Here is a 419-nt window from a genome sequence, read left to right as displayed (position 1 = left end):
GCCCCCACTCGGGCGTCGGCATTCGAACGCCCGCGCCCACGAATGAAAGGCCTGCCGTCAGTAGAATGGCCATGCCGATGCTGATGGATATTTGAACGATCGCCGGACCAAAGGCGTTCGGTAGAATATGTCGAAACATGTTCGAAAGGTCGGTTGCTCCACTGCATCGCGCAGCGCTAACGAACGGTCGCTCACGTAAGGACAATGTTTCTGCCCGGATCAACCGAGCAAACATCGGCACAAACAAGACAGCAAGGGCAATCGCGACATTCCAGATTTCCTGCCCCAGGACTGATACCAACGCCATCCCCAGCACGAACACAGGAAATGATTGGACGAAATCGAACACGCGCATTGCTAACGAGCTAACGAAGCCTCGGTAATAGCCGATTAGCAATCCGATCGGAACTCCGATCACC

1 protein-coding gene is annotated in these 419 nt (G+C 54.9%); it reads right to left on the bottom strand.

Features of this window, described 5'->3' with window-relative positions:
* Positions 1 to 355 (bottom strand): ABC transporter permease (locus tag K3G63_RS22620; protein ID WP_259404661.1); only part of this gene is annotated, 355 nt, incomplete at its 3' end.
* Positions 356 to 419: the final 64 nt, after the last annotated feature.

This window comes from Hymenobacter sp. HSC-4F20 (assembly GCF_019599275.1).
Lineage (GTDB): Bacteria > Bacteroidota > Bacteroidia > Cytophagales > Hymenobacteraceae > Hymenobacter.
The sequence above is the reverse complement of the archived record's forward strand: the minus strand, read 5'-3'. Positions and strand labels throughout refer to the sequence as shown.